The sequence below is a fragment of the Nonomuraea mesophila genome, assembly GCF_004352805.1.
GTDB classification, from domain to species: domain Bacteria; phylum Actinomycetota; class Actinomycetes; order Streptosporangiales; family Streptosporangiaceae; genus Nonomuraea; species Nonomuraea longispora.
In genome coordinates this window covers 1-5,178 of the sequence record NZ_SMLD01000303.1, presented here as the reverse complement: position 1 = coordinate 5,178, position 5,178 = coordinate 1, and the positions used below count along the sequence as shown (strand labels likewise).

Genomic DNA, 5,178 nt, shown 5'->3' with positions numbered 1-5,178 from the left:
GGGGAGCGGACTGGGGTGCCGGGTCAGCGAATGCGGGGCTGAGGGGGGTGGCCAGGCAGGCGGCTAGGATGATCGATCCTGCCACCGCACCGCGCTTACTCAACATGAGCACTCCTCGGTTGGGGGTGCTGTCAAGTTAACGGCTGCTAACGCTTCTCGTCAGATGTCAAACGAGCCCTATTTCGGTGTTATAGCCGCGGTTTCGGCCGCGGGCCCGGACGGCGGCCGCCCTGCCTATAAGGCCGCGCGGCCGCCCTGCCCGTAAGGTCGTCGCAGCTCAGGTCACCGGATCGCCGGCGCGACGGCCGTGGAACGCGCCGTCAACAGGGCGATGAACGCGTACGGCACCACCATGAGGGCGAACGTCAGCCCGTGCGACACGTACGACGACGCGGCCCCGTACGCGGCGTAGACCGCGAGCGTGACCACGTTCATGCCGAGGCCGGCGACCGAGGTCACGGTGGCCCTGGCCGTACCGGTGATCCGCTCCTGCAACCGCGCGTCCGCCACCACACTGGCCAGCTGGAACGCCCCGAAGGCCAGGGCGATCAGCACGAACCCCGCCGGGTGCCCGCTGACCGCGCCCGCGGCGAGGGCCAGCGCCGCGAGGACGATCGTGCAGGCGTACGCGCGGGGTGGCATGTTCTGCGCGCGTCCGGCCAGCAGGCCGCCCGCCGTGGCGCCGACCCAGCCGAGGAGGATGAGCACCGGGACGACGGCCTTGGCGACGCCCGTGTCGGTCGCGAGGTAGGGGACGTACTCGTCCAGCGCGCCCCAGATCGCCGTCACCGAAGCGACCACGAGCACCGCGCGCAGGACGCGCCGGTCCGTGCGGGCCTCGGTCAGACCGGCCTTCAGAATCGCCAGGTAACCCTCACCGTCGCCGTCGCCGCCGCGCGTGCGGTGTTCGGGCAGGGTGAGCGCCGTGGCCGCGCACAGCAGGCAGGCCAGCACGCTGGCGACGCCCACGGCCGGATAACCGCCGGCCGCGAAGACGGGCACGGCCAGGCCCATCGCCGCCGCGACGGCGACCGTGCCCACGGCGGTCGCCCGGCCCATGATGGCGGTGTAGCGGTGGGCCTGGCCGCGGCGCTCCAGCTCCTCGTAGGAAAGGGCCTCGAACGCGCCGGACACCAGCGCGCCCTCCGCGCCCCACAGCACGAAGCCGAGGGCGAAGGCCCAGTAGGAGGGGAAGAGCAGCCACAGGCTGAACCCCAGGGCGGCCAGCAGCGGGCCCAGGCACAGGGTGACCCGCCTGGACAGCCGGTCGGCCCAGGCACCGGACGGGATCTCGAGCACCATGCCCGTCACCGACCAGATGACGAACAGGGACGACGTCTCGGCCACGGACAACCCGGTGTCGATGAACAGCAGCGTGTAGACCGGGTAGATCAGCAGGAATTCGCCGAGGAACGTGTAAACGTAGAGCGACGCGACAAGCATGAGGCCTTCCAGGGGGACGAGTAGGGACTCCGAGTGCTTGTCGCCTCGGAGGCCCGCGCGCCCCGCGCCGGCCCCTGGTTATGGATCAATGTCGCCAGGTCATACCCGGAAGTCTAACGCCCTCTCCGCCGCCGTCCACCCCGCACGCCCCTCTCATCGGCGCGCGAATGTACGGCGCAGGGCCCTTACGGCGGGCCCCTGTGGCGGGGGCCCGTCGCGTGTCAGTCGCGGCCGTCGTCGTCGAACGACTGCAGGACCCGCTCGAACGCGTCGCCGACAGGCCGCAGCACCTCGGTGAACGCGTTGACGAGCGGACCGAAGATCTCGCCCACCTCGGTCATGAGGTCGGGGCTCTTGCTCTCGGGAGGCGCCCAGCGCATGGCGTCGGCGCTGAGCGTCTCCCACTCGTCGACTACGCCGTCGATCGCGTCGAGCAGATGGTCAGGATCGCTTGGCATGGTCGTTCCCCTGGAAGTCACCCGGTGGAATCCCTCATGACCACGGTACTTCAGGCCGGGACGGACACGCCCACGCCGCCTCGGGTCTGTGGGCCGTACCGCTCCTTGTCGGCGCTCAGGTCGAGCGGGCGGACGCTGGAGCGGGCGGCGAGCGCGTCCTCCGTCAGCAGCGCCGCCGGCACCAGCCACGACACCTCGAACTCCAGCCCGTCGGGGTCCTTCGCGTACAGGGCCTTGGTGGTGCCGTGGTCGGAGGCGCCGACCAGCGCGCCGAGCTCGCGCAGCCGGGCCGCGACGCGGTCGAGCTCGTCGAGGGTGTCGACCTCCCAGGCCAGGTGGTAGAGGCCGACCGTGGTGCGGCCGGCCGGTGAGGGCCCCGCGTCGCCACCGATCTCGAACAGGCCCAGGTCGTGGTCGTTCGTCGAGCCGGGAGCCTGGAGGAAGGCGGCGCCCGGCAGGGCCATGACGACCTCGAAACCCAGGGCCTCACGGTAGAAGGCGACGCTGCGCTCGGTGTCTCTGACGTAGAGGACCGCGTGGTTGAGCCGCTGGATCGGCATGGTGTTCTCCTTTCGATGGAGCCCACCTCCAATGTATGAGAATTCAACCATTACGGCTGCCGCTGGTGGGACGGCCTTCCGCACGGACACGCCGGAACACGCGGGCGGGTGTGGTGCGCAACTGTCGGACCGAGGCCGTACCGTTCTCCGGGTACCCGAACCGAGGAGATTGCCGATGCACGACACCGAAGAGGCGCTGTTCAGGGCGGTTCACGGCATCGCGGGCAGGCTCGCAGGCCAGCCCGTGCCGGTGGTGATGGACGCGCTGCTGCGCGACCTGCCCAAGGCTCCCGGCCTCGAGGTGACGGAGATTCGCAGGATCGCTGAGGAGATCAGCGTGGGCCGCGATCCATCGGGCTTGTGAACTCCCGGAGGCGGGGGGAGCATCGAGGCATGGTCGCTGGGCGCAGGTAGCATTTGCCCCATCTCAGCCAGCTTCGGGCTGGAACACGTGCTAGGAGGTCGTGGGTGACGCTGGTCGCAGGGGTCGATTCCTCCACGCAGAGTTGCAAGGTCGTCATCCGCGACGCGGAGACGGGCGCGCTGGTCCGGCAGGGCCGGGCCGCGCACCCCGACGGCACCGAAGTCCACCCCTCACACTGGTGGGCCGCGTTACTGCAGGCCATCGAGGAGGCCGGCGGGCTCGACGACGTGGCCGCCATCAGCGTGGCAGGCCAGCAGCACGGCATGGTCTGCCTCGACGCGTCCGGAGAGGTCGTCCGCGACGCCCTCCTGTGGAACGACACCCGCTCCGCCCAGGCCGCCGCCGACCTGGTCACCGAGCTGGGCGGCCCCCAGGCGTGGGCCGAGGCGGTGGGCTCGGTGCCCGTGGCCTCGTTCACCGTCACCAAGCTGCGCTGGCTGGCCCAGCACGAGCCGGACAACGCGCAGCGCACGGCGGCCGTGTGCCTGCCGCACGACTGGCTCACCTGGCGCCTGGCCGGGGCGCTCGCCACCGGCCCCTTCGACGCGCGGGCCTGGCGCGACGCCCCCACGCCGCCCCTCGACCAACTCGCCACCGACCGCGGCGACGCCTCCGGCACCGGCTACTGGTCGCCCGCGACCGGCGCCTACCGCACCGACCTGCTGAAGACCGCCCTCGGCACCGTCCCCCACCTGCCCAAGGTGCTCGGGCCGCGCGAGCCGGCGCCCGGTTCAGGGCCCCTCCTGATCGCGCCCGGCACCGGCGACAACATGGCGGCGGCGCTCGGCGTCGGCGCGCGGCCCGGCGACGTCGTCGTGTCGCTCGGCACGTCCGGCACGGTGTTCGCGATCGCCGGGACGCCCAGCGCCGACCCCACCGGCGCGGTCGCCGGATTCGCCGACGCGACGGGCCGCTTCCTGCCGCTGGTGTGCACGCTCAACGCCGCCCGCGTCATGGACGCCGCCGCCCGCATCGCCGGCGTCTCACTCGACGAGCTGAGCGACCTCGCCCTTCAGGCGCCGCCGGGGGCCGACGGGCTCACCCTGGTCCCCTACCTCGAAGGCGAGCGCACCCCCAACCGCCCCACCGCGACCGGCTCGATCCACGGGCTGACCCTCGCCACCGCCACCCCCGCCCACCTGGCCAGAGCCGCCATCGAAGGCATGCTCTGCGGGCTCGCCGACGCGCTCGACGCCCTCGACCTGGAGGCGGAACGTGTCCTGCTGATCGGCGGCGCCGCCCGCTCAGAAGCGGTCCGCCGCATCGCCCCCACGATCTTCGGGGTGCCGATCGCGGTGCCGCCACCCGCCGAATACGTCGCCGACGGGGCCGCCCACCAGGCCGCCACCCTGGTCACCACACCCGACTGGCAGCCCCACGACACCGCCACCTACGAAGCCGCCCCCGCACCCGACATCCGCCCCCGCTACGCGCGCGCAACGGCGCGTGTGCTGGACTGAGCCGTTTTCTGTTCTTTTCTTTCTTTACGGCTGCGCCTGGTTGGCCCCAGGCGCCGTCGTCGGTTTCCCACCTTCCAGGGTGACGCTCACCCGCCTCACCGGCCGCGACGGTGGCTATTGGTTGGTGTCTTTACGGCTGCGCCTGGTTGGCCCCAAACGCCGTCGTTGGTTTCCCACCTTCCAGGGTGACGCTCACCAGCCTCACCGCATCCCGCCGCTACGGCGCCCCGGCCCCATCACCTTCGGATCACTTGGCACCGTCACCTTCGGATCGCTCGGCACGGTCACCTTTGGTTCGCGTGGGACCGTCGCGTTCGGTTGGCTCGGCACGGTCTCCTATGGCTCGCGTGGGACCGTCACGTTCGGGGTTGGGGGTCGCCGTCGGGGGTCGGGCGCCGTTGCGGAGGTGGGCCCGGTGTTGACACCCGCGCCAAGACGCACATCCTCCCGAGGGCTGCCGCACGAGGGCTGCGGTCTGAGCGATCGGTCGCGCGAGGGCCTTGGACGTGATGGTGCCTGAGTGTCCTGGATGTGGTGGTGCCTGAGGGTCTGACGTGACGGGGTTCAGGGGTTGCGAAGGTGATCGTGCCGGGGCGCCGTTGCGGCGGGATGCCGTGAGGCTGGTGAGCGTCTCCCTGGAAGGTCGGGAACCAGCGGCGGTGGGTGGGGCTCACTGGGCGCAGCCGTAAAGGATGTGTTTGTGGTGTGGGGGTGGAGCTTCTCTGCGAGGTCGGGAACCAGCGGCGGTGGGTGGAGTTTCTCTGCGAGGTCGGGTTGGGGGAAGGGCCGGTGCGACTGACTGCTGTTGGTTTTTGATCAGTTGGTATCAGGGG

Annotated in this window: 5 protein-coding genes; 2 read left to right on the top strand and 3 right to left on the bottom strand. The window is 71.2% G+C overall.

Annotated elements, in window-relative coordinates:
- Positions 1 to 282: 282 nt before the first annotated feature.
- From E1295_RS46905 to E1295_RS46895, 3 genes are all read right to left on the bottom strand, one after another.
- Positions 283 to 1,443 carry an MFS transporter gene (locus E1295_RS46905; RefSeq protein WP_132641693.1) on the bottom strand — a complete coding sequence of 387 codons (1,161 nt, stop codon included), beginning with the start codon at positions 1,441 to 1,443 and terminating at the stop codon, positions 283 to 285.
- Between the two features lie 221 nt (positions 1,444 to 1,664).
- Complete coding sequence (locus tag E1295_RS46900; RefSeq protein WP_132641691.1) at positions 1,665 to 1,901, bottom strand: hypothetical protein; 237 nt, start codon at positions 1,899 to 1,901, stop codon at positions 1,665 to 1,667.
- A 50-nt stretch (positions 1,902 to 1,951) separates the two neighbouring features.
- Positions 1,952 to 2,461, bottom strand: a complete 510-nt coding sequence (locus tag E1295_RS46895) for a VOC family protein (protein ID WP_132641689.1) — start codon at positions 2,459 to 2,461, stop codon at positions 1,952 to 1,954.
- Positions 2,462 to 2,636: 175 nt separating this feature from the next.
- On the opposite strand from E1295_RS46895, the gene E1295_RS46890 reads away from it, so the two are divergent.
- The gene (locus E1295_RS46890; RefSeq protein ID WP_132341854.1) at positions 2,637 to 2,825 is read left to right on the top strand and encodes a hypothetical protein; all 189 of its coding nucleotides are present in this window, start codon (positions 2,637 to 2,639) and stop codon (positions 2,823 to 2,825) included.
- Positions 2,826 to 2,929: 104 nt separating this feature from the next.
- Complete coding sequence (locus tag E1295_RS46885) at positions 2,930 to 4,345, top strand: xylulokinase (RefSeq protein ID WP_132641687.1); 1,416 nt, start codon at positions 2,930 to 2,932, stop codon at positions 4,343 to 4,345.
- Positions 4,346 to 5,178 lie beyond the last annotated feature (833 nt).

What these genes read in the sequence shown, in the direction of transcription:
- E1295_RS46905 (WP_132641693.1), bottom strand. Translation starts at nt 1,443, where the DNA reads ATGCTTGTCGCGTCGCTCTACGTTTACACGTTCCTCGGCGAATTCCTG.
- E1295_RS46900 (WP_132641691.1), bottom strand. Translation starts at nt 1,901, where the DNA reads ATGCCAAGCGATCCTGACCATCTGCTCGACGCGATCGACGGCGTAGTC.
- E1295_RS46895 (WP_132641689.1), bottom strand. Translation starts at nt 2,461, where the DNA reads ATGCCGATCCAGCGGCTCAACCACGCGGTCCTCTACGTCAGAGACACC.
- E1295_RS46890 (WP_132341854.1), top strand. Translation starts at nt 2,637, where the DNA reads ATGCACGACACCGAAGAGGCGCTGTTCAGGGCGGTTCACGGCATCGCG.